This is a genomic window from Micromonospora sp. RTBAU3-60 (genome assembly GCF_054963695.1).
This window is the reverse complement of record NZ_JBUEGB010000084.1, coordinates 1-25,458: the sequence shown is the minus strand read 5'-3', so window position 1 is coordinate 25,458 and position 25,458 is coordinate 1. Positions and strand designations below refer to the sequence as shown.

The 25,458-nt window shown below is 69.2% G+C and carries 20 protein-coding genes and 2 pseudogenes; 12 read left to right on the top strand and 10 right to left on the bottom strand.

What is annotated here, in order from left to right:
* The 4 genes from ACY34I_RS36180 to ACY34I_RS36165 all read left to right on the top strand — a co-directional run.
* Positions 1-1,522 (top strand): non-ribosomal peptide synthetase (locus ACY34I_RS36180; protein ID WP_462759656.1); only part of this gene is annotated, 1,522 nt, incomplete at its 5' end.
* Between the two features lie 29 nt (positions 1,523-1,551).
* Positions 1,552-2,577 (top strand): LLM class flavin-dependent oxidoreductase, encoded by a 1,026-nt coding sequence (locus tag ACY34I_RS36175; protein WP_462759655.1) that lies wholly within the window; start codon positions 1,552-1,554, stop codon positions 2,575-2,577.
* Between the two features lie 117 nt (positions 2,578-2,694).
* Complete coding sequence (locus tag ACY34I_RS36170; protein ID WP_462759654.1) at positions 2,695-3,549, top strand: hypothetical protein; 855 nt, start codon at positions 2,695-2,697, stop codon at positions 3,547-3,549.
* 365 nt (positions 3,550-3,914) lie between these two features.
* The gene (locus tag ACY34I_RS36165) at positions 3,915-5,147 is read left to right on the top strand and encodes a cytochrome P450 family protein (protein WP_462759653.1); all 1,233 of its coding nucleotides are present in this window, start codon (positions 3,915-3,917) and stop codon (positions 5,145-5,147) included.
* A gap of 260 nt (positions 5,148-5,407) precedes the next feature.
* Here ACY34I_RS36165 and ACY34I_RS36160 read toward each other — a convergent pair whose 3' ends face one another.
* The 5 genes from ACY34I_RS36160 to ACY34I_RS36140 all read right to left on the bottom strand — a co-directional run bounded on the left by ACY34I_RS36160 (position 5,408) and on the right by ACY34I_RS36140 (position 9,410).
* Positions 5,408-5,596 carry a hypothetical protein gene (locus ACY34I_RS36160; RefSeq protein WP_462759652.1) on the bottom strand — a complete coding sequence of 63 codons (189 nt, stop codon included), beginning with the start codon at positions 5,594-5,596 and terminating at the stop codon, positions 5,408-5,410.
* Positions 5,597-5,614: 18 nt separating this feature from the next.
* A complete protein-coding gene (locus ACY34I_RS36155; RefSeq protein ID WP_462759651.1) occupies positions 5,615-6,913 on the bottom strand; it encodes a nucleotide disphospho-sugar-binding domain-containing protein in 1,299 nt (432 codons plus the stop codon).
* A 178-nt stretch (positions 6,914-7,091) separates the two neighbouring features.
* Positions 7,092-8,150 (bottom strand): 4-hydroxy-2-oxovalerate aldolase, encoded by a 1,059-nt coding sequence (dmpG, locus tag ACY34I_RS36150; RefSeq protein WP_462759650.1) that lies wholly within the window; start codon positions 8,148-8,150, stop codon positions 7,092-7,094.
* Between the two features lie 2 nt (positions 8,151-8,152).
* Positions 8,153-8,983 (bottom strand): acetaldehyde dehydrogenase (acetylating), encoded by an 831-nt coding sequence (locus ACY34I_RS36145; RefSeq protein WP_462759649.1) that lies wholly within the window; start codon positions 8,981-8,983, stop codon positions 8,153-8,155.
* Entirely contained in the window at positions 8,952-9,410 is a 459-nt protein-coding gene (locus ACY34I_RS36140; protein WP_462759648.1) for a hypothetical protein, read from the bottom strand. Before ACY34I_RS36140 ends, ACY34I_RS36145 begins: the two co-directional genes overlap by 32 nt.
* A 622-nt stretch (positions 9,411-10,032) precedes the next feature.
* Between ACY34I_RS36140 and ACY34I_RS36135 the strand changes: the two genes are divergently transcribed.
* Positions 10,033-11,142: a Glu/Leu/Phe/Val family dehydrogenase gene (locus ACY34I_RS36135; RefSeq protein ID WP_462759647.1), complete on the top strand. Its 1,110-nt coding sequence runs from the start codon at positions 10,033-10,035 to the stop codon at positions 11,140-11,142.
* 321 nt (positions 11,143-11,463) lie between these two features.
* Here ACY34I_RS36135 and ACY34I_RS36130 read toward each other — a convergent pair whose 3' ends face one another.
* On the bottom strand, positions 11,464-12,339 hold the full coding sequence (locus ACY34I_RS36130) for an SDR family NAD(P)-dependent oxidoreductase (protein WP_462759646.1): 876 nt from the start codon (positions 12,337-12,339) through the stop codon (positions 11,464-11,466).
* Between the two features lie 693 nt (positions 12,340-13,032).
* Here ACY34I_RS36130 and ACY34I_RS36125 point away from each other — a divergent pair.
* Positions 13,033-14,385, top strand: coding sequence for a condensation domain-containing protein (locus ACY34I_RS36125; RefSeq protein ID WP_462759645.1), 1,353 nt, complete (start codon positions 13,033-13,035; stop codon positions 14,383-14,385).
* A 249-nt stretch (positions 14,386-14,634) separates the two neighbouring features.
* On the opposite strand, the gene ACY34I_RS36120 is transcribed toward ACY34I_RS36125, so the two are convergent.
* Positions 14,635-15,132: a winged helix-turn-helix transcriptional regulator gene (locus ACY34I_RS36120; protein WP_462759644.1), complete on the bottom strand. Its 498-nt coding sequence runs from the start codon at positions 15,130-15,132 to the stop codon at positions 14,635-14,637.
* A gap of 75 nt (positions 15,133-15,207) precedes the next feature.
* Here ACY34I_RS36120 and ACY34I_RS36115 point away from each other — a divergent pair, with 75 nt between their 5' ends.
* From ACY34I_RS36115 to ACY34I_RS36095, 5 genes and pseudogenes are all read left to right on the top strand, one after another.
* Positions 15,208-16,020: an MBL fold metallo-hydrolase gene (locus ACY34I_RS36115; protein WP_462759643.1), complete on the top strand. Its 813-nt coding sequence runs from the start codon at positions 15,208-15,210 to the stop codon at positions 16,018-16,020.
* 428 nt (positions 16,021-16,448) lie between these two features.
* Positions 16,449-17,068, top strand: a pseudogene (locus ACY34I_RS36110) (IS607 family transposase).
* Positions 17,065-18,483, top strand: a complete 1,419-nt coding sequence (locus ACY34I_RS36105) for an RNA-guided endonuclease TnpB family protein (protein ID WP_462759642.1) — start codon at positions 17,065-17,067, stop codon at positions 18,481-18,483. Before ACY34I_RS36110 ends, ACY34I_RS36105 begins: the two are co-directional and overlap by 4 nt.
* A gap of 11 nt (positions 18,484-18,494) precedes the next feature.
* The gene (locus ACY34I_RS36100) at positions 18,495-19,052 is read left to right on the top strand and encodes a dihydrofolate reductase family protein (protein ID WP_462759641.1); all 558 of its coding nucleotides are present in this window, start codon (positions 18,495-18,497) and stop codon (positions 19,050-19,052) included.
* A gap of 80 nt (positions 19,053-19,132) precedes the next feature.
* Positions 19,133-19,369: pseudogene (locus ACY34I_RS36095) on the top strand (DUF4259 domain-containing protein); the annotation flags it as partial.
* Here the strand turns inward: ACY34I_RS36095 and ACY34I_RS36090 are convergent.
* Entirely contained in the window at positions 19,296-20,243 is a 948-nt protein-coding gene (locus ACY34I_RS36090) for a LysR family transcriptional regulator (RefSeq protein WP_462759640.1), read from the bottom strand. The pseudogene ACY34I_RS36095 and the gene ACY34I_RS36090 sit on opposite strands and share 74 nt — an antisense overlap.
* Before the next feature lie 95 nt (positions 20,244-20,338).
* On the opposite strand from ACY34I_RS36090, the gene ACY34I_RS36085 reads away from it, so the two are divergent.
* A complete protein-coding gene (locus ACY34I_RS36085) occupies positions 20,339-23,662 on the top strand; it encodes a S8 family serine peptidase (RefSeq protein ID WP_462759639.1) in 3,324 nt (1,107 codons plus the stop codon).
* A gap of 130 nt (positions 23,663-23,792) precedes the next feature.
* Here the strand turns inward: ACY34I_RS36085 and ACY34I_RS36080 are convergent, their stop codons facing one another.
* Both ACY34I_RS36080 and ACY34I_RS36075 read right to left on the bottom strand, forming a co-directional pair.
* Entirely contained in the window at positions 23,793-24,548 is a 756-nt protein-coding gene (locus tag ACY34I_RS36080; RefSeq protein WP_462759638.1) for a sulfite exporter TauE/SafE family protein, read from the bottom strand.
* Positions 24,549-24,940: 392 nt separating this feature from the next.
* The coding region (locus ACY34I_RS36075) for a helix-turn-helix transcriptional regulator (RefSeq protein WP_462759637.1) at positions 24,941-25,458 on the bottom strand (518 nt) is incomplete at its 5' end.

The window sequence follows — 25,458 nt, the reverse complement described above, 5'->3', positions numbered from 1 at the left end:
TTACCTGCCGGTGGATCCCGGGTACCCGGCGGACCGGATCGCGTACATGCTCACCGACGCCGCGCCGGTCGCGATGCTCACGACCCGGCAGGTCGGCGCCGAACTTCCCGCCGCGGGCGTGCGGGTCATCCTCGACGACCCGCAGGTGGCCGCAGCGGTGGCGGGGCAGCCCGACGGCGAGGTCACCGATCAGGAGCGGATCGCGCCGCTGCTGCCCGGCCATCCGGCGTACGTGATCTACACGTCCGGGTCCACGGGGCGGCCCAAGGGCGTCGTCGTCAGCCACCGGGGTCTGCCGAGTCTGGCGGCGTTCCTGGTGCACACCTTCCAGTCCAGGCCGGGGTCACGGGTGGCGCAGTTGCTCTCGCTGAGCTTCGACATGTCACTCGTGGAGCTGCTGTTGTCGCTGACCGCCGGGGCGGCGCTGGTTCTTCCCGAGCAGTGGCCGCTGGCCGGGGAGGTCCTGGCCGAGGCGTTCAACGAGCTCCGCATCACCCATGCGATGGTGGCGCCCAGCGCCCTCGCCGGGGCGACACCCGAGAAGGTGCCCGACCTGGAGTGTCTCATCGTCGGTGGCGAGGCCAGCTCCGGCGAGCTGGTCGCCGCGTGGTCGGCGGGCCGGCGGATGTACAACGGATACGGCCCGACCGAGGCGACCGTGGGCACGACGATGAGCAGGCAGTTGTCCGGCGGGGAGACTCCGCCGATCGGCGGGCCGATGTGGAATGTGCGAGCTTATGTGCTCGACGAGCGGCTGGGCGTGGTGCCGGCCGGGGTGCCCGGGGAGCTGTACCTGGCCGGGCCGTGCCTGGCGCGGGGATACCTGAACCGGCCCGGGCTGACCGCGGAGCGGTTCGTGGCCTGCCCGTTCGGGTCCGGTGAGCGGATGTACCGGACCGGCGACCTGGTGCGCTGGCGGGCTGACGGGGAGCTGGAGTTCCTGGGCCGGGTCGACGAGCAGGTCAAGCTTCGGGGCTTCCGGATCGAGCTGGGCGAGATCGAGGCCGTGCTGGCCACTCAGCCCGGGGTGGCCCGAGCCGTGGTGGTGCTGCGGGAGGACCGCCCGGGTGACCGCCGCCTGGTCGGGTACGTGGTGCCCGCGGCCGGTAAGGCTGATGAGGTGGACGCGGCCGGGATGCGGGCCGCGGTGGGCCGGGCCCTGCCCGGATACATGGTGCCGTCCGCAGTGGTGGCCATCGATGAGTTGCCGATGTCGGTGAACGGGAAGCTGAACCGGCGGGCGCTGCCGGCCCCGGACTACGCCGCAGGCCCGACCCGGGAGCCGTCGACCCCGACCGAGCAGGCCCTGTGCGAGTTGTTCGCCCAGGTGCTCGGGGTGGACCGGGTCGGCGTCGACGACAACTTCTTCGACCTGGGCGGGCATTCGCTGCTCGGCGCCGTACTCGTCGCCCGGTTGGAAGACCAGCTCGGCATCAAGATCAGTCTGCAGAACTTCCTCGCCAATCCATCCGTCAGCGGCATCGCCAGTCAGGCGCCGCTGCCCGCGATCGGACAGCCCTGATCCGCAAGACGACGCCCGGAGGAGGGACGATGGACCTGGCCGCCAGCGGTGTAACCATCTACTCGACATGTCGATCCAGCATTGGGTACGGCCAGGATTCCCACCTGCGCAAGCTGCTGGAGACCGCCAGGTGGGCCGATGACGCGGGCTACCGCGGCGCCCTGCTGTACAGCGACAACACCTCGATCGACGCCTGGATGTCGGCCCAGGCGACCATCGCGAACACCGCCACCTTCGTGCCGCTCATCGCGGTGCAGCCGCTGGACAAGAGCCCGTTCGCGCTGGCCCGGGCGGTGTCGTCCCTGGCCCACCTGTACGGCAGGCAAGTCGACCTCAACTTCGTCAGCGGCGGATTCAGCCGTGATCTCCGCGTCCAGGGTGATGTTCTGTCGCACGACGCCCGATACGACCGGCTCATCGAGTACGTGACGATCGTCAGAATGCTGCTCGATGGCGGCCTGACCAGTTACGCGGGCCAGTACTACAACTTCCGGCGGGCCCGGCTCACCACCCCGGTGCCCGCCGACCTGCTGCCCACGGCGTACGTGTCCGGCTCGTCGGCAGCCAGCCTGCAGGCGGGAGAGTCGCTGGGCATCAGCCAGCTCTCCTTCCCGTTGCTGCCGGCCGAATTCGCGAGTCCGGATGCTCGCAAGAACAAGTTCGGCGCCGGCATCAGCATCGGAATCATCGCCCGTGACGACTCGTCCGAGGCGTGGCGGATCGCGCGCAAGCGGTTCCCGGCCGACCCGGCAGGGGCCGAGAGGATGAAATTGCTCCTCTCCGCCGCCGTGTCGTCCTGGCAGCCTCAGCTCGCTTCCGTGCCTATCGCCGATGAAGGGGAGGGAGGGGCGTACTGGCTGGTTCCCTTCCGGTACCACCACACGTTCTGCCCCTACCTGGTGGGGAGCTACGACGAGGTGGCACAGGCAGTGACGACGTACCTGAAGGGAGGCGCCCGCACATTCGTCTTCGACATGCCTCAAGAACCCGACGACCTGTACCACACGCGAATCGCGGTGGAGCGCGCCGTCGCGGCCATAGACGGCGGCATCTGAAGCGTGAGCGGCCGTTCCGCCCGCCGAACTCGAGCCCGCGAGCACGTTCATTTTCGAGGGGACGCGGAAGTCCCGTTGCTGCTGATGAGCTGCAGCGCCTGACGAAAGGAAACACCGATGCGCCCCGTCGCCGGCACCGGACGAATTTGCAGCCAACTCAGCTCCGGGGACGGAGCGGCAGTCCTGGTCGCCGACTTCCAGGCGCTCAACGGAGCGCCCCGGCTCAGCCAACTGCTCAGCGACGTGGCCACCGATCAGCGGATCTACCAGGTGGATCCGCGTGGCGCGCTGTCCGGGGACCGGCTCTACGCCTCCCTGCCGGAACTGGCGGACGAGGCCGTTGCCAGCTTCCGCTCCGGCGACTCCTCCGCAGCAACTGACCAGCGGGTGTTCGTCGTGAGCCACTGCAGCGCCGCGGGCCTGTCCCTGCACATCGCCAGCCGCCTGAGCGCCGCCCGGGAGGTCACCGCCATCCTGGTGCAGCCAACCTGGCCCGGTACGGACCACGTCACTGAGGGGTTCGCGGAGTTCCAGGCCAAGCTGGGCGCCGGCGGCCATCCTTCTCCTGACCTGGATGGCGATCCGTGGTCCTGCGTCGCGGGGATGGAGCAGCTTATGAGGAACGGGCTGGCGGAGCTGGCGAAGCGGCATGGCCTCGACAAGCCGCCCCTGGCCTTCTCGGAGCTGCTGGTGTCGTACCGGACCTGGCTCGCCTTCTTGCTGGCCTGCCGCAACGACCAGCCCGCGATGGCGCCCCCCGACGCCGTCGCGGTGACGGTGATGACCGATGAGCCCGACTTCGTGCTGCCCCGGACTGGCCCGGGTCGGTGCCGGATCACACCGCCGCCCCCCACCGAACGACCCGACGACGTGACGCCGGACCTGGCCAAGCTGGTGCTTGACCAGATCGTGAGCTGGCGGCCGCCGGACCCGCACCGGTCCATGGCGCCGAGCCGCGGAAGTGGCCAATGACGATGTCTGACGGGATGGCCCAGAGAAGCACGATTCGTGGCCGGCCGAGCAGCCCCGGCACCCTCGTGCGCACGCGCCGCTGAGCGCACCGTGACTCCCGGGGCCGGCGGAGCCAAGACCGCCGACCCCGGGCTCCATCCGCGCGTGGCCCGGGTCAGACGGTCCCGGGTACGGGCGTCGCAGCTCGACCACCAGGCGTGGCTCACCGGCTCGACGAAGCCATGTCCCGGTGATTCTCCTGATTTGCGTGTCGGGCCGCGCCGCCGCCCGCCGGTCGGCAGCGCACCGTGGAAGACGCCCGCGCCGGTGATCACTGGCCACGATGGGGAGTGACCTGCACCGATCCGTCCTCACAGGAGGTAGATGTGGACAACGATTCCTTGTTCGTCATCGATCCCGCCGGCACCGACATCCACGGCGAGGCGGCCCAGCTCCGGGCCCGCGGGCCGGTCACCCGCGTGCTGCTGCCCGGCGGGGTCGCGGCCTGGTCGGTGACCGGCTACCACGCCGCCCGGCAGGTCCTGTCAGACGAGCGGTTCGCCAAGAACGCCCGGCGGCACTGGCCGGCGTACGTCGACGGCAGCCTCGGCCCGGACTTCCCGCTGATCGCCTGGGCCCGGATGGACAACATGTCGACCGCGGACGGTGAGCCGCACGCCCGCCAGCGCCGGCTCGTCACCCGCGCGTTCAGCCCGCAGCGCATCGCCGCGCTGCGGCCACGCGTCGAGCGGGTCGTGACGGGCGCGCTGGACGACCTGGTCCGCTACGCGGCCGAGCGGCCGGGCGAGCCGGTCGACCTCAAGGAGCGGTACGCGCACCGGGTTGCGTCGCGGGTGATCGGCGAACTGCTCGGCGTGCCCGACGGCGACCCAGACGGCATCCTGGACCGCGCCGGGTACGTCGAGTCGACCCCGCAGAAAGCGGCTGCGGAGTTCGCCCGGCTGCGGGGCAAGATCGAGGCCTTGGTCGCGGCGAAGCGCCGGGAGCCGGGGGAGGACCTGATCAGCGACATGATCGCGGCCCAGCCGGGCGGGTGCCCGGTGACCGGCGCGGGCGACGGGTCCGATGCCGAGCTGGTCGGCCTGGCGCAGCTGATGCTCAATACCGGCGCCGAGCCGGCCAGGAACCTCATCACGAACACTGTGGCGGCGCTGCTCACCCGGCCCGGCCAGCGCGCCCTGGCAGCGGGCGGCCGGGTGGACTGGGACGACGTGGTGGAGGAGACGCTGCGCACCGAGGCGCCGGTCGCGCACCTGCCGTTCCGGTTCGCGACGGAGGACGTCACGATCGCCGGCGTGACCATTTCCCGGGGTGACCCGGTGCTGGTCGGTTACGCCGCGACCGGCCGCGACCCGGAGGTGCACGGCGCCGCCGCGGGGGAGTTCGACGTCCAGCGCGCGGACAAGCGGCACGTCGCGTTCGGGCACGGCCTGCACCGGTGCATCGGCCCGGCCCTGGCCCGGATGGAGACGCGCCTCGCGGTGGAGGCGCTGTTCACGCGCTTCCCGGGACTGCGGCTTGCGGTGGAGCCGAAGGAACTGGCCGGGCAGGGCACGTTCATCATGAACGGCCTCCTCGCACTGCCGGTCCACCTCTGAACGCCGGGCCGGCGGCGGGCGCACACCCCGCCGCCGGCCGCCTCAATGCCACAGGTGAATTTCACCGCCTGGCAGTCCTCGTACCGCGGCAGACAGCCCTGTCGCTCCGCCTCGGCGAGGGCGGGCGCCACCTGGCCGCGCGAGGAGAGGATCAGCGGCATGCCGGTGGGCAGCGGCAGCCCGAGGTTCCGGCCGAACGCCGCCAAGCTCACCCGGATGTCCACCACGATGTCGAAGGCCGCGCCGCGCGTGCAGTACACCTACTTGGCGCAGCCCGGCGGCGTCGCGGTGACGCGCACCCCGCGCCGCGACCGGCTGTGGTTGGTCTGCGTCACCGGTATCAGCGGCCGGCCGGTTGCCCGCCGGAACGCCGTCTTCTGGAACGGTGGGACGAGCAGTCGCCGGTCGTCGGGCCGGGGCGTCGGGGCGAACTCGACGGCCCCGGCCACGATGAGCTGGCGTGCCCGCTACCCGGCGCGGTGGAGGGCGGTCAGCTTCTCCATCTCCGGCACGACGTCGTTGGGCGACGGGACCGCCGCGGTCTCCGCGCGCAGACGCTCGGCGTTGCGGGCGTACGACGGGTCGTCCAGCACCCGCCGCAGGTGGCCGTGCAGGACGTCGGCGGTGAGCCGGCCGGGGTCGCTGACGTAGACGCCGGCGCCCCGCTCCTCCAAGGCGGTGACGACCGCCAGCGGGCCCCAGAACTTGTCCCCGCCGAACTTGCCCGGCACCAGCAGCTGCGGCACCCCGTAATGGGTGGCCGAGGCGACCGTGCCGTACCCGCCGTGGTGCACGATCGCCGAGCAGGTCGGCAGCAGCGCGGTCAGCGGCACGAAGGGGACCGGGCGGACGTTGCCCGGCAGGGCCGGCAGGGCGGCGCGCTGCTCCGCGGTGAGCGTGACGACCACCTCCGCGTCCAGGTCGGCGACCGCGTCCAGCATGTCGCCCAGGGACGCGCCCGCGTTCAGCTCGCGAAACGACAGGCCGAGCGTGAGGCAGACGCGCCGGCGGTCCGGCTCGGCGTACAGCCACTCCGGGACGATCGACGGGCCGTTGAACGGCACCGCCCGCACCATCTGGTAGTCGATGCCGTCCGGCTGCCAGGTCCAGGGCGGCATCGCGTTCACCGACCACTGGCCGGTCACCGAGTCCTCGGTGAAGTCCAGGCCGTACCGGGCGAGGATCGGCTCCAGGGCGGCCCGCATCGGGTCGCGCTCCGGGTCCGCCGCCCGCGCCGCGTTCCGCAGCTGCACCAGCGCGTCGGTGCAGATCACCAGGCGGGCGTGCGCGGCGCCGCAGGCCCGGGCGGCGGCCGGGCCGGCGTAGGCCATCGTCATGCCGTCCCAGAGCACCAGGTCCGGCTTCCAGGCCCGGGTGAAGCTCACCGCGGCGTCGATCACCGGGTCCGGGTTGAAGGTCGTGAAGTGCCAGTTGGCCAGCGCCTCCAACTCGAGGTACGGGTCGCCGGCGACGTAGTCGGCCTGCACCGACTTCCGCCCGTTCTCGTAGGGGACGGCGGCCGCGTCCGGGACGGCGGCCGCTTCCGCCTCGGCGGCCTTCTCGGCCACCATCCCGGTGACGTCGATCGGAGGGCCGAGGGACACCGCGGTCAGGCCGGTGTGCGCGACGTCCTCGGCGGTCAGCCCGACCGGGTCCGGCTGGGTGCCCACCCGCACCTCGTGCCCGGCTGTACGCAGGGCCCAGGCGAGCGGCGTCAGCGCGTACAGGTGTGTCTTGCTCGGACAGTTCAGGATCAGGATGCGCACGGCAACTCCCAGGGGTCGAGGGAAGGCACGTCAGGCGGCGCGCCGGTGGGTGCGCTCCCCGAGACAGGCGATCAGCCCGGCGGCCACCGGTCCGCCTCCTCGTCGGTGAGCGCCTGGTGCAGAGTCCGCGGCAGGGTGCGGGCAGCGGCCCGGTCGGTGCCCGGCAGGACGGACTCTGTTAATACGCCGAACTCGCGTTACTGGCCTTGCTTCTGCTCAAGGTCACGGCAACGTCAGCTATCAGATCTTCCTGGCCGGCCACCGCCTGGCGCCTGCCCAGCTCGAAGAAGATGTCACGCGGATCCAGGTTCTCTCGCCTCGCGGCGTCGAGCACCGGGTTCTTGAATCCGGAGAACACGCCCGAAAGCCCGCTCACGATGCCCACCGAGTCGATGGTCGGCGGTGTGGGCACGAATTCCCGCCCGGCCAGGTCCGCCGCGTCCAGCAGCGCGTACAGGTCGATGCCCGTCGAGAAGCCGCTCCGCTCGAGCACCGGCACCACGACCTCGAGCTGGGTATTGCCGGCGCCCGCGCCGAATCCTCTGGCGCAGGCGTCGATGATCGTGGCGCCGGCCCGCGCCGCGGCTACGGAATTGGCCACCGCCAGCCCGAGGTTGTTGTGCCCGTGGAAGATGATGGGTACGTCGACGGCGGCGGCCATGGCGGCAACCCGCTCGCTGACGTCCTCGGGCAGGTAGTGCCCAGCGGAGTCCATTATTCCCACGGCCGAAGCGCCGTAGTCCACGAGCCGACGGCACTCCTCAGCCAGCCGTCCCGGTGCGGCCATGTGGCTCATCACCAGCACGCCCTGCGCCTCCACCCCGGCGTCCCGGAGGAAACCCAGATAGCGTTCCATGGTGTTGCCCTCGGTGCAGTGGGCACCGACCCGCACCACGTCGACGCCATGGTTCATCGCTTCCTTCAGGTCGCGTGTCGTGGCCCATCCCGGCAGCATGAACACGCCCATCTTGCTGTGCGAGAGCTGCTCCCGAACCGTCGTGAGCATCTCGGCGTCGGTCAGCGCGGCCCTACCTACCTGGAGCGAGGACGCCCCCAGGCCGTTGCCGTGGCCCACCTCCACCACCGGGACGCGAGCGGCCTCCGCCGCGGCGGCGTAGCGCCGGAGCTGATCGCGACCGAGCTGGTGACGAATCGCATGCTGACCGTCGCGCAGCGTCGGGTCGTGAATGGTCACCGGCCGGGTCTTCGCTGCGTCTTCGTGCATACCCTGTTTCATGGTCAGCTCACGGTCCTTTCCTCGGTGACCAGGCGGGCCGCTGCGTACTGCTCGGCGACGAAGATGGCGGCCGAGTTGATGATGTCGAGGTTCCCCGCATGGCTCGGGATCAGGTCGCCCGAGGCTTCCACCTCGATCGCGATGAATGCCTTTCCGTCGACCACGCTGCACGCGGTGATGTCGAACCCGGCAGCGAACGTCCGGACCTCCTCCGCTACCGCGGTCACGTGCTTGCGGATCACGTCCGGGTCGAAATCATCGCCGATCAGCGATATCGCCACCCTGAATGTGGGAGGCGGCTCGGCAGGGCTGAGGTTGAGCAGGACCTTGACATCGGGCACCCCGGTGAAGGCACGTATCGCGGCCTGCGTCGTCTCGACGTACTCGTCGAGATTCAACCGGCTGGCCCTGCCGACGCTCATGCTGGCCGCGGTGGTCACCACTTCGATGTAACTGGGCGAGTACCGCTGCGTGAGCGCATGCAGGACCGGGATCGCCGTCTGACCGCCGCAGCTGATCAGACTGACGTTGCGGTGCACGAGCGCGTCAGTCCCGTTGACGGTGGGCGCGATCATGTGTCCGATCCTGCTCGGCGTCAGGTCGATGACCAACGCCCCAAGGGTTTCCAGGTACTCCCAGTGCGCGGCGTGGGATGCCGCGTTGCTGGCGTCGAATACGACATCGAAGTTCACGGGGTCAGCAGCCAACGAGGTGACTCCGCCGCCGGCCGTCCGGCAGCCCATTGCCGCCGCGCTCCGCAAGCCGCGGTTCTGCTCGTCGCGCGCGACCACCAACTGGCAATCAAGGAATCTGGAACGCTTGATCTTGGTCACGAGATCGAGCCCGATGAGCCCAGCTCCGAGGACGGCAACGTTCAGATTGCTGCCTTGATTCATAGCCCGATGTTCCCCTCAGGTTTGCCCGGAACCATGGCCAGCCCCGCCGTTGCGGCTGGCTCGCTTGCGGCGGACGCACGATGTCCAGGATTTCAATTGCCTCCGCATGTGCCTTCTCGCCAGTTCCCGCAGAGACCGCGGACGTCGCGGCGATCGCGGCATCACGCTCGGCCTGCCACCAAACAAGCAAGGCGACCGGAGTCGGCGCGCCGTACGCCACGAGGCCGTTGTTGACGGCACATTCGAAGTCGTGCTGCGCCTTCTGCGCCATGGCCGCGAAGGCGGCGAGGGTCGACGCTGCCACCACGCGAATCGGTCCGCTCGTTTCCGCACGCAGCTGGTCGATCACGTCATGGTCCGCCATGTCGCCTTTCCTCCGCTCGATGACGTCGTGTCCAGCATGAGCGCGAGCCACGCACCGCGGCGTCTCCATGCGTGCGTCATCAGGCGACCGATGCCGGCAACATGGGAGAAGACAACCCCGCCAGGCATCGCGAGCCTGAGGACGGCGTTGGCTGACGCCTGGCCAGGAGCCAATACTCGAAGACGTCAAAGGCGCGCTTTCCGCTGTGGCCTCCTCCGCGTCGACACGCATGAGCTGTGTCGGGCACCAGGCCGTCGGCAGCACCCGCACCCTCTATGTCGTTGACTGATATCGCCGCGCCGAGCGCGCTACGACCGGCGCAGCAATCCTTGATGGACTGCGAATTCGAGCCGAATACCGCTGGCCGGAAGCGGCCGTACCCCTTGTGCTCAACCGGTCCCGTTCGACGGGGGAGCCCTTTTCCGGGCGGCCTCTTCGGTGACGGGGACGGCAATTTCACCGTTGAGCATGACTTGATGGCCCGGTGAGACTCGACAGGACGGTCGCCCTTCGGCTTTGGAGGTCATATTCATGCTCAAGTCATACTGGTATTCGCCGCCGGGCGCGGGCACGTCGCCCTCGGCACGAGCGCGACAGTTCGCACCGGGACGACGGTGAGGTCATGATGCAGAAGACTTCAGCGTGGCCGGCCGACGATCTTGGCCCCACGGCCGTCCACTTCTTCGAGTTGCCGGCCGGCGCGACGGGCATCGTCGTGCTCGACAACCTCTTGCTCGGCCCGGCCGTCGGCGGCGTGCGCATGACCCCGACAGTCACCGTTGGCGAGGTCGCCCGGCTCGCTCGCGCCATGACGATCAAGAACGCCGTAGCTGGGCTGCCACACGGCGGTGGAAAGTCCGGCATCCACATCGACGCGCCGCTCGACCCCGCCGCGCGGCAGTCCGTGATCCGCGCCTTCGCGCACGCGATCCGCCACCTCGTGGACTACATCCCCGGGCCTGACGTGGGCACCGACGAGACGGCGATGGCGTGGATCCGCGACGAGATCGGCCGATCGGTCGGCCTGCCCAGCGCGCTGGGCGGCATCCCACTCAACGAGATCGGCGCCACCGGCTACGGCGTGGCGAAGTGCGCGGAGGCGCTCAACGTCGCCAACCGCCTTGAGCTCGCCGGCGCCCGGGTGGCCGTCCAAGGCTTCGGTGCCGTCGGGCAATATGCCGCCCGCGAGCTGGCCCGCCTCGGCGCGCGCATCGTCGCGGTGTCCGACATCACCGGCGCCGTCTACGACCAGGACGGCCTTGACATCGACGCGCTCGTGGCGTTCCAGCGGATCGGGCCGATCGCGGAGTACCACGACGTGAAAACGATGGAGCGCGACCAACTGCTCACCGTCGAGTGCGACATCCTGATCCCGGCCGCCCAAGGGGACGCCGTGCACATGGGCAACGTCGACGCCGTTGGGGCGCGGACGATTCTTCAAGGCGCGAACCTGCCGGTCACACCAGAGGCGGAGGTCGTCCTCGCCCGGCGCGGCGTGCTCAGCGTGCCCGACGTGATCGTCAACGCGGGTGGCGTGATCTGTGCGGCCGCCGAGCACCGAGGCCGTACCCGGGCAGAGGCGTTCACCGAGATCGCCGAGCGGATCACGGCCAACACCCTCGAACTGCTGGATCGGATCACGGCCAGCCCCGGTTTGTTGCCCGCCGACGCCGCGGTCGCGATGGCACATACCCGGTTGGACGCCGCACGCGCGTACCAGCGGACATTCTGAGGATCGAGCCGGTCCGGGCGACATCGGCCGCCCGGACCACCGCGCTATGGCCGTGCCCGATCCTCGCCCAGCAGGTAACCGTCCACGTCGGCGCGTGCGAGCGAAGCCAGGCGAGCGTTGCCGGACAATGCAGCCCTGCCCATGCCCCCGTGGTCAGGACGCGGACTATTGGACGAAGGCCTCCTGGTCGTGCGAGCGGTTCACCGACAGCTCCACGTCACAACCGGAGGCCTTCACCCGTCCACCACTCAGGCCGAGTCGTCACACAACCTCGACCCACCTCCCTGGACAGCACAGCCAGGCCGCAACGGCCGCCGCTCATCAGGTCCGCAGGTAGGAGGCGCCGTTCAGGTCGAGTACCGCACCGCTGGCCCACCCGGCCTTGTCGGAGGCCAGATAGAACACGCCCGCGGCGATCTCGTCCGGCTCGCCGACTCGGCCGAACGGGCTCTGTGCCCTGATCGCGTCGCCGCCCGGCGCCTCGAGGTACGGCTTGGCCATGGGGGTCCTCACGAATCCGGGTGCCACGGTCGAGACCGAGATCCCGTGCGGCGCGAGCGCGAGCGCCAGTGATTGGCCGAAGGAGTTCAGGCCCGCCTTGCTGGCCCCGTAGGCCGGCGCTTCGGGCTCGCCGCGGAACGCGCCCCGCGACGAGACGTTGATGATCCGTCCGCCGCGCTCCTTCATGTGCCTGACCGCGCACCAGGTTACGTTGGCCGCGCCGATCAGGTTGGGCCCCAAGGTGGATTGCCAGTGCTGCTGCCAGACCTCGTAGCTCACCTCGGTGATCGGGTGCAAGGTGAAGACGCCGGCGTTGTTGACCAGGACATCCAGGCCGCCGAGCTGCTCGGCGGCCGAGTCCACCGCCTTCAGCACGGCGTCGCTGTCGACCAGGTCGGCCTGGACGACGACGTGCCCAGTGCCGTCCAGCTCCTCCTTCAGTTTCTCAGCGATGCCGGCCGTCGCCTTGTCGAGGATCGCCACCCGGTCGCCCGCCGCCGCGAATCGCTTCGCAATGGCCCATCCCATGCCGCTTGCTGCCCCGGTGACGAGGACAGCTCGGCTCGTTGCCGACTCGGTCACCGGGCTCACGTTCCGGTCGTGGGCTGGGCGGGGCAGCAGGCCGGAATGGTCGGCTTCTCCCGGAACGGCGGGAACCTCAGCACCTTCCTCGGGCTTGCCGTGCGCTTCGCTCATGGTCGGACCCTTCCTGGTGGGTTCAGCGGTCCCCTGATCGTTGCCAGGGAGTGAGCCGGCGGCACCCGCAAAAGTGCGGCGATGGATATCGCGAGTACCCGTGACGTCGGTATTCAGCTTGAGGTGGGCCGGCGGCCGGAGGATGCCTGACCCGGTTGCGCGGTGCGGCGCCGTTAGGGGTACGGGGCTGCCGGCCCCGATGTGCCAACAGACGCGACGGCGCCGATGGCGGGTAGCCATCGGCGCCGTCTCCCGGGCGCCGGCGCCGACGGCGGTAGCCATCGGCGCCGTCACCCGGAGGTGATTCGGCTACTTGTCGCGGGGCCAGTTCTGGCAAGCGGCGAGCTGCCGGCTACCGTCCCGCCTGGTGCGGATCCACGACGCGGGATGCCGCGCTGTCGGAGAGTTTGGTCTCTGCGACGGATAGGGTCATGTCGGGGAAGCGTTCGAATCCACCCGACCGATCGCCCCCGAACGGACACGGTGGATACGCACCACGATCCGGCTGGCCGGGTTCCCGAAGCACCTCCGAGCGTGCTGCGAGCTCAACGAGCGGCGGGCAAGTACGAAGGTGCCCGGAGCTGACGCCTTGAGTACCGTCGCCAGAGGAATGCCCGGACCGACAGCCCGAGAGCGACGCGCGTTTTATCCGGGTGCAGCCGAGATGCCGATCTACAGATCATGGGGCTTGCCATGGACCAATCGGAGATCCTCGTAGAATCCGCTACCCAGTATCCGCTGAGTTCCCGGCAGCAGGACCCGAGTGGTTTGGCGCGCGCACCGAAGCATGTCATCGCACTGGCTCTCCGCATCAAGGGAGAACTGCGCATCGATGCGCTCAAGGGCGCACTCGACGATGTGGTGGAACGGCAGGAGTCCCTGCGTACCCGAGTTCATTACGACGAGACGGACGGCAACATCGGATTCCAGGAGGTGCTGCCGCCGCTGCCGGTCCCGCTCACCGTGCGCGACATCGCCGTGACACCCGGGGAATCGCGCGACGAACTGGCCATCGACCTGCTCACCCAACTGAGCGAAAAGACGATGTCGTTCTCCGCCAAGCCGTCGTTGCGCGCCTCCCTCCATCGATTCGACGACCATGACGCGGTGCTCACCCTCCAAACGCACCACCTCTTCTGTGACGGCTGGTCGACCGACGTACTCCGACGCGAGATCGCGGCCTGCTACAAGGCCAGGGTGACCGGGGTACCGCACATGCTCCCGACCCCGGCCCCGTACCGGGAGTTCGCAGTCTGGGAACAGGAGTTCCTGCAGAGCGAGAGGGCGGCGGTCGCGCGCCGCTTCTGGTCGGGCAAGCTGGCGGGCGCCGAGATGTTCACCATGCCGGCTGACCGGCCGCATGGTCCCGACACGATGACGCCACGGAGCGCGATCGGGAACTTCACCATCGATCCCGGCAGTTTTGCGAAGGTCTCGGCAAGCGCGGCCCAGAATCGGTGCAGTGTCTGGCACGTTTTCCTGGCGGCGTTCATGGTGCTCGCGGAAAGAGTCGTCGGTCGGTCCGATATCACCCTGTTCACCTCGAGCAGTGGCCGTCCGAGCCCGGAGTTCTACGACACGATCGGATTCTTCGTCAATCCCGTTCCCCTTCGCCTGGAATTCGGAGATTGCGAGACCTTCCGGGACCTCATGCTGCTTGCGCGTAAAGCTGGTGCGGACGCCCGGCGGCATCCACTTCCATTTCCGACGATCGTTGAGATGACGCCCGGCCTGATGGGTGGCGCTGCGGATCCGCGCGCCCTGATGCCGATATTCAACTACATCAACTCACCGTTGGCTCAGGACGACACCGGATTCGCGACCAGCGTCGAACCGGTGGTCGTGCCGGAAGAACGGCCGACGTCCTTTCTCCGCGGCGGGTTCGTCTGGACTTTCCTGGTGGTTCCGCCGGGCGAGTTGCGGTGTTGCATCGAGTACGAGCCGGACGCGCTCGACGCGAGCACGATCGATCGCTGGGGATCGGACTTCATCGACCTGATCCTCACGATAGCCGACCGGCCGGATCAGGCATGGAGGAAGCCGTAGCACATATCGCTCCTTCCACCGCGCGGCGCAACGCCGCGGCTCCCGGGATCAGCGGCGACCAGCCGCGGTCCTCGGCCTGCCACACGAGCTGCGGCGGCGAGCTGAGCGGAGTGGGTGCGCCGATCTCGGGCGCGGCCAGCGCGACACGCCGGTGCGGCCGCCGCGCCGCAGCCGGCGAAGAGTTCGGGCAGGCGGGGCAGCTCGGGCGGCGTCCGTCGGCGCCCTTGGACATGGTCGACTGCCTGGTAGCTACGTGGAGTTGGTAGCAGCGAGGTAGGCCGCGTTCAGGCGCTCGCGAACGCTCGGTGATCGCGGTTGGGTATCGGAGCCAAGGTGTGAGTGGCGAAGTTCGTCCATGAACTCTTGCCAGAACGCGGGACCGCCTTGTTCGAGCAGCTCGGCGGGAACGCGCAGCGCGGAGCTCGTGGGACGGTGGCGGAGCCCCCAACTGCCGAGCTGCGCGAACACGGGTACGAGTTGGATCGCCGGTTCGGTCAGGCTGTAGCGGGCCCGCTGGCCGGGTCGCGTGTCCTCACGGGTGAGCAGCCCCGACTCGACGAGTCGCTTGAGTCGGTCGGCGAGGATATTTGAGGCGATCCCCTCGATAGAGTTGGCCTGCAGCTCCCGGAAATAGCGACGATCTCCGAAGACGATGTCGCGGAGGACGAGCAGGCTCCAGCGATCGCCGAACACCTCGATGGCGGCGTTGATCGGGCACTCCGACCGCGGCCCATTCGTTTCGCCCATAGTGCTTGCAATCTACCACCACTAGTACTACCGTGCCGACGGGCGATAGCAAAATCACAAGCGAAGGGGGACACCGTGCTGAGGCAGGTCGCGGAAGGTGTGCTGATCCACGAGAGCGAGTTCCTTGAGAGCAACGCCGTTGTCGTGCAAGGCCGGGCCGGCGTGTTGCTCATCGATCCCGGAGTGACGGGCGACGAGATAACCTGCCTCGCGAATGACCTCTCGGATCTGGGTCAGAGCGTTGTGGCGGGTTTCTCGACGCATCCTCATTGGGATCACCTGCTGTGGCACGAAAGCCTTGGCGCGGCACCTCGTTACGGCACGGCGGGCTGCGCGGCTACCGTCCAGGCCAAGTTGTCGGATGCGGGTGCGAAGGCCCGCGTCGCCGGAATGCTCCCGCCGGAGGTCGCCGACCAGGTGCCACTGGACCTGCTCGGCGACATTACCGGCCTGCCGGCCGGGACGGCGCGGATTCCTTGGGATGGTCCTGAAGTCCGGATTATCGAGCATCAGGCGCATGCTCCTGGCCATGCCTCGTTGTTGATCGAGGAGCGTAGGGTTCTCGTCGCCGGCGACGTGCTATCTGATGTCTTGATTCCGATGCTCGACTTGAACGGCGCCGCAGAGCCGATCGAGGACTACCTCGCCGCGCTGCGACTGCTGGAGAGCGTGGCGGGCGACGTCGATGTCGTTATCCCCGGCCACGGGTCAGTCGCCGAAGCCGATCAGGTCCACGCACGGATCGAGCGGGATCGGGCGTACGTGCTCGCTTTGCCTGAGGGCGATATTGCCAGTGACCCGCGGGTCGGCCCATCGGCCAAGCCCGGCTGGGAGTGGGTAAGCGATATGCATCACGGGCAAGCCCAGCGCCTCGCTCAGCGCGTTTAGCAACACCACGGCGTCAGGGCAAATCGACAGATGCTGTCAGCGCCCCCCCGGATCCGGGTTGACGCCGAGGCCTGCGTTCCGCGTGATTCCGGCGGCCTAGAGGCAACGCCGTTCAGTTAGGTGGTTCGGCAGGCTGCCACGCGTGTCGTGAATGCGAAGCAGCGGAGCTCCGGCATAGAGGGGTGGTCAGCCCTGAACGCCGCGAGCTCCGCTGGCTGATCAGGTTGCCCATAACCTGGACGGTGGCGGTAGCCGCAGGGGTGTTCGCGCCGGGAATTTGGGCGACGATCCTGCGCGACCCCTCGCAGGCGGTGCTCACCTGGGCGGGGTTCGTGTTGGCCGGGTCGGTGGAGCTGGACTGGCTCGTACCCGAAGTAGCAGCGACTAGTGATTGCTTTCCTTTCTAGGGCTGTCCATAGTTGACTGTTGTGGGTAGCGTGTATCGGATTGGTGAGTTTGCCAAGCGGGTGGGCCGTTCGGTGAGCACAGTGCGCCGGTGGGAGGCGGAGGGTCGGATCACGGCCCGTCGTCTGCCGTCGGGGCAGCGGTATTTCGACGATTCTGATGTGCGCAGGGTGCTGCAGCCGGGTTTCGACGCGGACCGGCGGAAGGTGGTGGTGTACTGCCGGGTCTCGTCGCCGAGTCAGAAGTCGGAATTGGCCTTGCAGGTGGCAGCGATGCAACAGTTCGCTGCCTGGTTCGCGGTCTGGCGGTGGACGAGTGGGTCAGCGAGGTCGGCGGCGGGATGAACCTTCGCCGCCCGAAATTCCTGGCGTTGTTGGATGCGGTCGACCGGGGTGAGGTCGCCACGCTGGTGGTGGCCCACAAGGACCGGTTGGCCCGGTTCGGCTTCGACCTGGTGGAGCATCTGGCTGGGCGCGGCGGCTGCGAGATCGTCGTCGTCAACCAGGAGACACTGTCTCCACGGCAGGAGTTGGTCGAGGACCTCCTGACGGTCGTCAACTCCTTCTCGTGCCGGCTGGACGGTCTGCGCCGCTACGAGAAGGAGTTGAAGAGGGCGGACTTGATCATGGAGGGTGACCGGTGAAGGTCACCCGGATCGCCTACTCGGCCCGGCTGAATCCGGGCAAGTACGCCGCCCTGGTGGAGCAGGCCCGCCGGTTGGGCCGGGTGCGCAGCGAGGTGTGGCAACGCTACGGCTCGATCCTCGGAGTCGGGTCCGGACTGACCGACCGGCAGGTGCGCGACCGATGGCTGGCCGACGGCACGCACGCGCAGTTCGCCGTGTTGGCGAATGCGTGGAAGGAAACCGTCCGCGACGCCATGGCCGACATCGCCGCGAACCTGGAGGCGGCCAAAGCGCAGGTCCGGCGGGCGATCAGCCGACGCACCAACGATCCGGCCGAGCGCAAGCGAATGTTCACCGAGCTGAAGGCCGACCAATGGGCCGCTGATCCGTTCCTGGCCCGGCAGATGCGCAAGCATTGGAAGCGTGGCCGCAACCGCACCCACGATCAGATCGTGGTGCGCGCCGACAAGTACAACACCCTCGTTGATGGGCGGGGCCGGTTGTGGCTGTCCGTTCCCGGCCTGGAACGCCGCAAGATGGTCAAGATCCCGCTGTCCACGACCGTGGTCCCGGCGGGGACGTTGCGGCTGATCCTGCGTGGCGGCCGGGTGGAGGTGCACTACCAGATCGACGCGTCGCAGATGCGGTCGTCGCAGCGGCCGTGCGGCGAGGCGAGGGTCGGGGTGGACAAGGGCTACACCGAAGCCCTGACCGACTCCGACGGCCAGCCCCACGGTGAACAACTCGGCGACCTGCTCACCCGTGAGTCGGATCGGTTGAAGGAACGCAACCGACGTCGGGCGAAGCTGCGCTCGATCGCGAACACCGCTGCGATGCGTGGTGATCACGCGAAAGCGCATCGGATCAAGGTCAACAACCTTGGCATGGTGAAGCGGGGCCGGCAGGCCGCCCGGCATCGGGCGCGGGTGCGTACGGAGATCTTCACCGCCGTGCACGAGGTCGTCGACAAGGCGGGCACGGTGATCGCTGAAGACCTCACCAAACGGTTCACCGGACGAAAGAAGCTCGGGAAGAACATCAATCGGCGTCTCGCGGCGTGGACCAAGGGAGTCACCGCGGAGGCGCTGAAGAGCGTGTCGGAGCGTAGAGGTTCTGCGCTCGTTCCCGTCAACGCCGCCTACACCTCACAAACCTGTCACCGCTGCGGCGACTTCGGCCGACGTATTGGGGACCGGTTTCACTGCACCCGGTGCGGGGTGGTGTGGCAGGCAGACGTGAACGCCGCGATCAACATCCTGCAAAGAGCCGGCGACCCCGACATCGCCCTGCACACCCCACACCCTGTGGTGAAGCAGATCCTGCAGGACCGGACCGATCGCCACCGGACCAGACTGCCGGTCCAGGACTCCAGCCCAACCACCGCGAGGCGGAGAGCGAAACATCCGAACCACTCAACTACGAGCAAGAAGTAGGAAGCAGACGCATGGCAAAGCTCATCTACTCGATGGTCACCTCGCTCGACGGCTACGTCGAGGCGGCGGAGGGCGACCTCGGCACCGGGGCCGAAGATCCCGAGGTGCATACGTTCATTAACGACCTCTTCCGCCCCGTCGGCACGTACCTCTACGGCCGACGGATATACGAGACGATGGTCTATTGGGAGACCGCGCACACCAAGCCCGACCAGCCGCCGCACATCCTGCAGTACGCCCGCGACTGGCAGGCCGCGGAGAAGGTCGTGTACTCCACGACGCTGGAGTCGGTGTCCAGCGCGAAGACCAGGATCGAGCGGACGTTCGACCCGGACGCGGTGCGCAAGCTCAAGGCCGAGGCTGATCGCGACCTCACCGTCGACGGCCCGAACCTCGCGGCCCAGGCGATCGCGGCCGGCCTGGTGGACGAGTACCACCTGTTCATCACCACGAGCGTGGTCGGCGGCGGCAAGCGGTTCTTCCCCGACGGCGTGCGCCTCGATCTCGAACTGGTCGAGGAGCGTGCCTTCGACAGTGGACTGATCTACGCGCGCTACCGGACCCGCTGAGCCGTACCGGTTGGTGACGCTGCCGGCGGCCGAGCCGGGGCAGGTGAGACTGGCCGCGTGGACAGTGGCAGAGCGATCTCCTCGATGCCAGTGACACGCCCCGGGCGATGGCAGCAGCAGCTATTGTCGCCGCCCAGTGTCCTGCCGGTGAGCCCGTGCGCTCCAACCACGGTCCGTCCACCTCCACGCCGCAGTTTCCGGGCTACCTCAGGCAACTGGCGATCGACGCCCTCGATCGCCTGGTCACACGGTGCGGTGGTCGAGCCAGTCCCGGTAGACCGGGGATTTCCCCGCTTCCGCCCAGTACGCCGCGGTGAGCGCGTCCCGTAGCGGGTGCGCATGCGGCGCGAGCGGCCCACCGGAGGGCCAGATGAGCCGTTGGCGTACCCACATCGGGTCACCGGCCAGCGGTCGGATCAGAACGCCCGGGCGGGCCTGGGTCAACGCGTGGGTGAGCGCCACCCCGTGGCCCTGGCCGATGAGCGGGAAGATGACGGCGGCGTTCATCCGCTGCACCCGGCGGGGGGTGAAGCCGGCACGCCGGCAGGCGGCCCGGAACATGCTACGCATCCGCACGTCCTTGCCCTCACCGGCGAGCCATTGCTCGGCGGCGAGGTCGGCGAGCGCCACCTCCGCCTGCCCGGCCAACGAGTGCCCTGCGGAGAGCAGGACGAAGATGGGCTCCACCGCGAGTACCACGTCGTCGAGCTCGGGCGGCAACGTCAGCTCGTACCCGGGATAGTCCAGGCCCAGCCCGAATTCCAGGCGCCCGCCGGCTAGCAGGTCGAGGAGTTCCTCCTCGGTGTCGGCCACGTGCAGGGAGATGTCGGCACGGGGGAACAGCGCCCGGGCGGCGGTCAACAGCAGCGCGGTCAGCGGACCGGGTATCGAGCCGAGTCTCAGCGCTTCGAGGTCGGTGTCGCCGGGCCCGCGCTGGCGTACGTCGCGGAGCAGGTCGTCGTACAGGGTCAGGATGCTGGTCGAGTGGTTCAGGACGATGCTGCCGAGCGTGGTGGGTTGGGTGCCGCGGCGGCCGCGGTCGAACAGCGGGCCGCCGAGGGCGCGTTCGATCCGTTGCAACTGCGCGGTCAGCGCCGGTTGGGTGTACCCGAGACCCGCAGCGGCCCGGCTGATGCTGCCGGCCTCGGCGATCGCAGTCACCATGCGCAGATGACGGATCTCCAGGTCCATAACCCGATGCTATGGCCGGTTGGGATTTCCCGGTAGTTCATGCCGGTCGGGACAGTTACCCGGGCCTGATCAGCAGTGTTCGGCAGGAGGCGCACGTGCGGGAGAAACGGTTCTACAAGCTGGCGACAATGATGTCCGCGGTGCTGGCCGCGGGGGCCGTCTCGGCGCTGCCGGCGGTCGCCGCGCCGGGGACGTCCAGCACGTCCGACTGGAAGGTGGGCGTTTCCGCCCGTCCCGAGGATGGGCACTGGGTCACCCTGGTCACCGGCGACCGCGTGTACCTGGCCGACAAGCGGGTCGCGATTGCCCCGGCTACCGGGCGCGAGGACATCGGCTTCAGTCAGTTCACCCAGGACGGCCACCAGTACGTTGTGCCGAACGACGCGCTGCGGCTGGTGTCAGCCGGGCAGGTGGACCGCCGGCTGTTCGACATCACCGGGCTGGTCGCGGCGGGCTACGACGACGCGCAGGTGAGCGAGGTGCCGACCATCGTCGCGTACACCGCCGGGACCGCCGGCCGGGCGCGGCTGCGCGCGGACGGCGCGTCCCGGGTGACTCGGGCGCTGCCCAGCGTGCGCGGCTCGGCGGTACGGGTGAACAAGCAGCGGGCCGCGACCTTCTGGGCCGATGCCACCGACAAGGGCTCGGGGATCGGCAAGCTCTGGCTGGATGCCAAACGCACGGTCAGCCTCGATCAGAGCGTGCCGCAGATCGGCGCGCCGCAGGCGTGGTCGGCCGGGTACGACGGCGCCGGGGTGACGGTCGCTGTCCTGGACACCGGGGTTGACGACACCCACCCGGACCTGGTCGGCCGGATCGCGGAGAAGCAGAATTTCACCACTGCCGCCGACGCCAGCGACCCGGTCGGACACGGTACCCATGTGGCGGCCACCATCGCGGGCACCGGGGCGGGCGCCAACGGCAAGTACCGCGGTGTCGCCCCCGGCGCCTCGCTGCTGATCGGCAAGGTCTGCGAAACCAGGAACTGCGCCGAGTCGGCGATTCTCGCCGGCATGGAGTGGGCGGCGCCGCGCGCGAAGGTCATCAACATGAGTCTCGGCGGGCCGGACGAGGGCGACGACCCGCTGAAGGCGGCGGTGAACACGCTGACCGCGAAGACCGGGGCGTTGTTCGTCATCGCGGCCGGCAACGACGGCCGCGACGGAGGCGTCTCCTCGCCGGCCACCGCCGACGCCGCGCTCGCCGTCGGCGCGGTGGACAAGCAGGAGAACCTGGCGCCCTTCTCCAACCGGGGGCCGCGCTCCGACGGTGCCATCAAGCCGGAGATCACCGCGCCCGGCGTCGGCATCGTCGCGGCGCTGTCCAAGGACAGCGACTATCCGGAGTACGCCCCCGGGTACACCCAGCTGAACGGCACGTCGATGGCCACCCCACACGTGGCCGGGGCCGCCGCGCTGCTGGCCGAGCAGCACCCGGGTTGGACCGCCGGCGCGCTGAAGGCGCAGCTGATCGCCTCGGCCAAGCCGAACCCCGCGCTGAACGCGTTCCAGCAGGGCGCCGGCCGGGTGGATGTGGGCCGCGCCATCCAGCAGGCGGTGCTGCCCAGCCCGACCAGTCTCGCACTCGGCACCCAGGCCTACCCGGCTGACGACGACGTGCCGGTGAACCGGACCGTGACCTACCGCAATGACGGCCCGGCCGCGGTGACCCTGAACCTGACCGCACCGGCGACCGGACCCGACGGATCGACGGCCCCGGCCGGCATGTTCACGGTGAGCCCGAGCCAGCTGACCATCCCGGCCGGCGGCACCGCCGACGCCACCCTCACCGCCAACACCCGAGTGACCAGCGCCACCGGCCTGTTCAGCGGCGCTGTGGTGGCCAGCTCCCCGGACGGCACGGTGTCCGCCCGGGTGCCGGTGGCCATCACCAAGGAACACGAGTCGCGCAAGCTCAGCATCAAGCTCATCGACCGCAACGGCGCGCCGGCCAGCAACTACTCGCTCAGCGTCGTGGGCGTCGACTTCGCCACCTACAAGGTGCCGTACCACGCCTCGGGCACCGTCACGACCTCGCTGCGGGTCGGCCGGTACGCCGTACAGGCGACGATCATCACGGACGAGTCCGACGGCGCCAGCTCGACCCTGCTGACCCAGCCGGTCTACCCGGTCACCTCCGGCAGCGACGCCGAGCTGGTGCTGGACGCCCGCAAGGGCACCTCGGCCTCGGTCACCGTGCCGCGCGAGGGGGCCGCCAGCCGCAGCGCCCACCTCGGCTTCTTCCGGACGCTGCCGTCCGGGTACGTGCTGGACGAACGGGTCAGCGGGACCACCTTCGCCAAGCTCTACTCGGCGAACCTGGGTGGCCCGGTGCCGGCGGACGCGGGCACGCTCACCGGCGAGGTGCGTACCGTGTGGGCACAACCGAACGCCGACGGCACCTTCACCAACTCGCCCTACGAGTACGACCTCGTCTGGTTCCGGCGCGGCGACCTGTTCACCGACTTCCGGCACACCGTCCGGCAGGACGAGCTGGCCACTGTGGTCAACCGGTTCCACTCGGTCGGCCCGGTCGACCGAACCGGGTACATGCACAACTGGGGCTTCCCGGCGGACGGCGGCAGCGCGATCTCCGCGCCCATCCCGTTCACCATCCCCGGCGAGCGCACCATCTACTACTCGGCCGACGGCGTGATGTGGCGGAACAGATGGGAACCGCAGGGACCGTACGGGACGCAGTTCTGGACGGGTGACCTGACGTACAAGCCGGGCCGGCGGTACGTGGTGGACTGGCAGAAGGGGCCGTCCGCGCCCATCTTCAACGGGGACCGGGTGTACTTCACCCGGCAGGGCAACTACATGGCCCTCAACGTGCCGGTGTTCGGTGACCAGGCCGGGCACACCGGGTACTCGTGGCTGGACACCGGCCGGATGGCGCTCTACAAGGATGATCAGTTGCTTGCCAGCATGCCCACGTACTTCTACGACGCGAGCGGCTCCGTTCCCGCCGCGGCAAGCACCTACCGGCTGGAGTACGCGGTGACCCGCGGCGCGAACGGTTCGATGGACAACAGCACGTCGATCAGCGGCAAGTGGACGTTCCGTTCCGCCGAGACGCCCGGCGAACAGCCGACAGCCCTGCCCCTCGCTTCGGTCGCGTTCCGGCCGGAGCTGGACCTCGACAACAGCGCGCCCGGCGGACGCGTGTTCCCGGTCCCGCTCAGCATCGAGCGCCAGCCCGGTGCGGCCGCCTCCGACCTGAAGACGGTCAACGTCGAAGTGTCGTACGACGAGGGCGCGACCTGGCAGCGAGTGTCCCTGCAGAAGACCGGCAAGGACGGCTTCCTGGCCCTGCTTCACCAGCCGGAGCAGGGGTACGTGTCGCTGCGCGCCAGCGCTGCGTACGCGGACGGTGCCACCGTCGACTACACGGTCATCAAGGCGTACCGGTTGCGGTAGTCGTGACTGCACCCAGCGCCTGATGGCCAGCCGGGCCGCCGCTACCCCGCGGCGGCCCGGCGCGTCGTTACCGGAACGCTTCGTCGGCGAGGGCGTGAGGACAGCTCGTGGCGTCCGGGTGGATCCTGGTTCAGGTGAGCAGCAGGATGAGCGCAACGGCTGCGGTGAAGGCGACGATGATCCAGCGCAGGACTTGCGACGGTAGTCGTCGGGCGATGCGGGCGCCGAGGTAGCCGCCGACGATGGTGGCGGGCGCGAGGATGCCGACGACGGCCCAGTTGACCGGGCCGAAGATGCCGTAGATGAGGATCGTGGTGGCGCCGACGACGGCGCAGAAGACGTTCTTCACGGCACTGATACGGCGCAGCGGCTCGTCGAGCACCAAAGCCAGGAAAGCGATCAGCAGGACGCCCATCGCGGCGTTGAAGTAGCCGCCGTAGACCCCGCAGACGAAGACCGACAGGTGCAGCAGCACCCTTCTCTTGCGTGGCGAGTAGTCGCCCGGGTGTCCGGCCAGGTCCCGGAGTTTGTTCTGGAAGGCCATCATCAGCGCGGCGGCCAGCAGCAGGAACGGCACGACGATGTCGAACACCCCGCGCGGGGTGAACAGCAGGATGCCGCTGCCGCACAGTGCGCCCGTGACGATCGTGGGAAGGATCGTGAGGATCCGGTGGCCCTGCCCCGCCAGGTCGGGGCGACTGCCGACCGCGCTCGCGGCGTAGCCGGGGGCGACCGACAGGGCGTTGCTGACGTTGGCCGCCACGCCCGGCAGCCCGAGGGCGACGAGCAGCGGGAAGGTGATCAGCGATCCGCCGCCGGCGATCGCGTTGACGGCTCCCGCCGTCAGCCCGCCGCCGAGCAGGGCGAGCGCTTCCCAGAGGGTCATACCGGTTGTCACGCCCTTCCGCAGGCGACCGCAGCAGGCACTCTGCCGGAGCGCAGGTTCGAGAGGTGGCCGCCCCGTTGCCATGGCCGAAGTTCATCGACTCCGGAGGTTTGCTGTTCTTTCGCTGGCAGGTGTGGGGCGTCGTTCATGCCACGGACCACAGCGCGCAGCAACCCCTGCGATGTGCCTGCACCTTGGAGGCACCCTCAGTGACGACATACGGGACGAGAGTTGCCATCGCGCAAGGCGGGAGCATCCGTGAGCCGGGCCGAAAGCGGCGCGATCGGAACGTTTCGTCGCACGTGTTGATCGTGGGCGTCGAGCCCGCCCTTCGCTTTCGATAATCCGCCAACCTATGACGGAAGCCCGCCACGAGCCGATTCGGTCGTGAGCTAGGCGGCCGGGTGGGTGCCCGGGGTATGGCCGAAGGTGTGGCGGAACACGTCGATGAAGGCGCTGGCCGACGACCAGCCGCAGCGGTGGGCCACGACGGTGACCGGCGTCTTGTCGGCCAGCAGTATCAGTGCGTGGTGTAGGCGTAGCTGGGTGCGCCACTGGGGGAAGGTCATGCCGAGGTCGCGGCGGAACATCCGGGACAGGGTGCGGTCGCTGGCGCCTACCTCATGGCCGAGTTCCGCGAGCGTACGGTTGTCGCCCGGGTCAGCCCGCAAGATGGCGCACACGGTGCGCAGCATAGGCTCGGTGGGGGCAGGCACGTGCAGCGGTTGCTGGGGAGAGGCCCGGAGTTGGTCGAGCAGCACGGCGCGCAGGCGGGCCCGTTCGGGGCTGTCTCCGCTCCCGTCGTGGGTGTAGGCGACGATCAGTTCGCGCAGCAGCGGGCTGACGGCGAGCACGGTCGGAGTGTCCAGGCCGAGCGGGTTGTCCGTTGCCGGCAATCCGACCAGGTGCA

What these genes read in the sequence shown, in the direction of transcription:
- ACY34I_RS36175 (WP_462759655.1), top strand. Translation starts at nt 1,552, where the DNA reads ATGGACCTGGCCGCCAGCGGTGTAACCATCTACTCGACATGTCGATCC.
- ACY34I_RS36170 (WP_462759654.1), top strand. Translation starts at nt 2,695, where the DNA reads ATGCGCCCCGTCGCCGGCACCGGACGAATTTGCAGCCAACTCAGCTCC.
- dmpG (WP_462759650.1), bottom strand. Translation starts at nt 8,150, where the DNA reads ATGAAACAGGGTATGCACGAAGACGCAGCGAAGACCCGGCCGGTGACC.
- ACY34I_RS36140 (WP_462759648.1), bottom strand. Translation starts at nt 9,410, where the DNA reads ATGGCGGACCATGACGTGATCGACCAGCTGCGTGCGGAAACGAGCGGA.
- ACY34I_RS36135 (WP_462759647.1), top strand. Translation starts at nt 10,033, where the DNA reads ATGATGCAGAAGACTTCAGCGTGGCCGGCCGACGATCTTGGCCCCACG.
- ACY34I_RS36130 (WP_462759646.1), bottom strand. Translation starts at nt 12,339, where the DNA reads ATGAGCGAAGCGCACGGCAAGCCCGAGGAAGGTGCTGAGGTTCCCGCC.
- ACY34I_RS36125 (WP_462759645.1), top strand. Translation starts at nt 13,033, where the DNA reads ATGGACCAATCGGAGATCCTCGTAGAATCCGCTACCCAGTATCCGCTG.
- ACY34I_RS36120 (WP_462759644.1), bottom strand. Translation starts at nt 15,132, where the DNA reads ATGGGCGAAACGAATGGGCCGCGGTCGGAGTGCCCGATCAACGCCGCC.
- ACY34I_RS36100 (WP_462759641.1), top strand. Translation starts at nt 18,495, where the DNA reads ATGGCAAAGCTCATCTACTCGATGGTCACCTCGCTCGACGGCTACGTC.
- ACY34I_RS36090 (WP_462759640.1), bottom strand. Translation starts at nt 20,243, where the DNA reads ATGGACCTGGAGATCCGTCATCTGCGCATGGTGACTGCGATCGCCGAG.
- ACY34I_RS36080 (WP_462759638.1), bottom strand. Translation starts at nt 24,548, where the DNA reads ATGACCCTCTGGGAAGCGCTCGCCCTGCTCGGCGGCGGGCTGACGGCG.